The organism is Planktosalinus sp., assembly GCF_059864935.1.
This window is the reverse complement of sequence record NZ_JCBCCK010000079.1, coordinates 1-2,376: the sequence shown is the minus strand read 5'-3', so window position 1 is coordinate 2,376 and position 2,376 is coordinate 1. Positions and strand designations below refer to the sequence as shown.

Here is a 2,376-nt window from a genome sequence, read left to right as displayed (position 1 = left end):
TTTTTAAAGCTTTTTCTAAAAATCTAAAATTGTTTTTTATTAAATAAAGGTGTGTTTTTGGAATTCTACTGACAATCTTGATTTTGTGTTTTTCAAATTCTTCAATTGTTTGATTTTCAAAACGAAGATTTAAATAATTTTGAATTAATCCCCAAGAATTCAAATAATCATCAATATTATTGTCGTTTAAACTACTTGATCTGTGTTGATTTTCGGATATTCTATAAAAAACTTTATCTGCCGGAGAAAAAAGAAAAACATTCGTATTACAAATTATTCTGGTAATCAATTCTGCATCTTGATTTATTTTTAAGTACTCATTCCATAAACCGGATTTTATTTGCAAACCCCTTGGAATCAAATAGGCGTGAATAGGAAAAAATCCTATTCTACCGTATAAGTAATTCAGGAATATTAAAGGATCAGTAAATCTATCAAAAGGTTCAGGCATATCTTTTGTGTTAGTTACACTATCAACAAAATAGCTCCAATTACAAACAGCAATTGCAGATGGTTCATCTTGAATTGCCTTAACCTGGATTTCTAATTTATTTTCTGAAATCAAATCATCGCTATCCAACCACTGTATGAATTCCCCTTTACTCACCTCAAACCCATAGTTCCGGCAGGCATTAGCCCCTTTGGGCCGGTCTGCCGGACGGTGGTGGTATTGAAACCTTGAATCTCTATTTACATAGCCCTTAACCACCTCAGAAGTATTGTCAGTACTCCCATCATCCACAATGATGCACTCCCAGTTTTGGTAGGTTTGCGCCAGCACACTGTCCAGCGTCTCGCCAATGAGGTGGGCGCGGTTGAATGTTGGGATTATTATGGAAACTAAAGGTTGTGAGTCCATGTTGAAATTAAAACATTTCAAATGTACTATTTCAAATTGGTCATTTCAAATTTGGATGTTGAATTTTATTCTATAAAAACACCTTCTAATATTTGCTCACTCTTGTGTGGTGTTCACGCAAACCTGCCTGCCGAAGGCAGGGTCGCAAAGTTACAGCTCAAAGAAAACGCAGAGGGTTTGGTGTTTTTTTAAAATATTTATAATTACCGTACGTCGATAGGCAGATTTATGAGAGAAATTGATCTCCTTGTCACTTCTTCACTCTTGCGTCCTCTCATTGCTCAAAAACTCACCGCTACTCCCTGGGCTTCCTGAACACCACCGTCTGCGCCCGGGCAAAAGTTTGCTGCACCCATAGTGGGAAACGGTCTTCCCATTGATAGGCTTTTCTTCTGAACTCCCTTTTGGTTTTGCCTTTGGGAAACAGGCGGTTGAATCGCTCGATAAAGCCAATGGGGATAATTTCCACTTCCTTAAAATACTTTAATCCCATTTTTTTATAGTGACTGCTGCTGTGGCTGCGCTCAGGGTGCGGGTCTGCAGCTTTCCATGTGGAGAATTTTTTGCGTTGCAGGCTGGAAGGACGGCCGGGCACGGGCACCATCCACCGTAAGGCGTCCAAAATCCTGCTGTTTACGGCCGGCTCTACAAAGCGCACTTCGCCGCCGGGTTTTAAAAGATGTGCTATTTTTTGATAAAAAGCAGCTTCCTGTTCATGGGTCAAATGGTGGATAAATGCCTTGCCCACCACCAGGTCAAAACTGTCGGGTGGGAAGTCCTGTTTTAAAAAATCGCCTTGTATAAACCTGAGCGGTTTATCGGTGAGTTGGGCGTCATTGATTTTAGCGATGATTTCTCCGCTTTTATCGGCAATGTCATTGGCTGTAACATCAGCACCCAAGCCTGCCATCACGGCTGCCAGGGTGCAATCGCCACAGCCCAGCTCCAGTACTTTTTTGCCGGGCAGCCGGTCTTTAAAATTCCCGCGAAACATCGCTACCCAGGAAGTGTCAGTTGTTGTGACCCCTTTCAAAAAGGCCTCCAAGTTTTGAAGGATTTTTTCAATCCCTTTAATGGAAACACCGGCATAGCGCTTGTTGTAGTGTTCGCGGTTTTGTTGGGTGATGTTGGTGTTGGTTGTTACCATGTTTGAAATTGAATACGTAAAAATAGGGAAAGAAATTGAGTTTTGAGTTAGCGAGCCTGTGAGTCTTTGGGTTTTGACGGATGACAGATGACCGTTGACCGATGGACTAGTGGTCAGTGGGGAGGTTTCGGGTTTCAGGTTTCGGGTTTCTGGTTTCAGGTTTCAGGTTTCAGGTTTCTGGTTTCAGGTTTCTGGTTTCAGTTTTCTGGTTTCGGGTTTCGGGTTTCAGGTTTGAGGTTTCAGGTTTGAGGTTTCAGGTTTGAGGTTTCAGGTTTCAGGTTTCAGGTTTGAGGTTTGAGGTTTCAGGTTTGAGGTTTCAGGTTTCAGGTTTCTGGTTTCAGGTTTCTGGTTTCAGGTTTGAGGTTTCTGG

Annotated in this window: 3 protein-coding genes; 1 reads left to right on the top strand and 2 read right to left on the bottom strand. The window is 41.7% G+C overall.

Annotation, left to right across the window (positions count from 1 at the left end; genetic code table 11):
• The coding region (locus AC6F75_RS03490) for a glycosyltransferase (protein WP_500713560.1) at positions 1-859 on the bottom strand (859 nt) is incomplete at its 3' end.
• A 21-nt stretch (positions 860-880) separates the two neighbouring features.
• Between AC6F75_RS03490 and AC6F75_RS03485 the strand changes: the two genes are divergently transcribed.
• On the top strand, positions 881-1,051 hold the full coding sequence (locus AC6F75_RS03485) for a hypothetical protein (RefSeq protein WP_500713559.1): 171 nt from the start codon (positions 881-883) through the stop codon (positions 1,049-1,051).
• Between the two features lie 103 nt (positions 1,052-1,154).
• Here AC6F75_RS03485 and AC6F75_RS03480 read toward each other — a convergent pair whose 3' ends face one another.
• Complete coding sequence (locus AC6F75_RS03480) at positions 1,155-2,006, bottom strand: methyltransferase domain-containing protein (protein WP_500713558.1); 852 nt, start codon at positions 2,004-2,006, stop codon at positions 1,155-1,157.
• Positions 2,007-2,376: the final 370 nt, after the last annotated feature.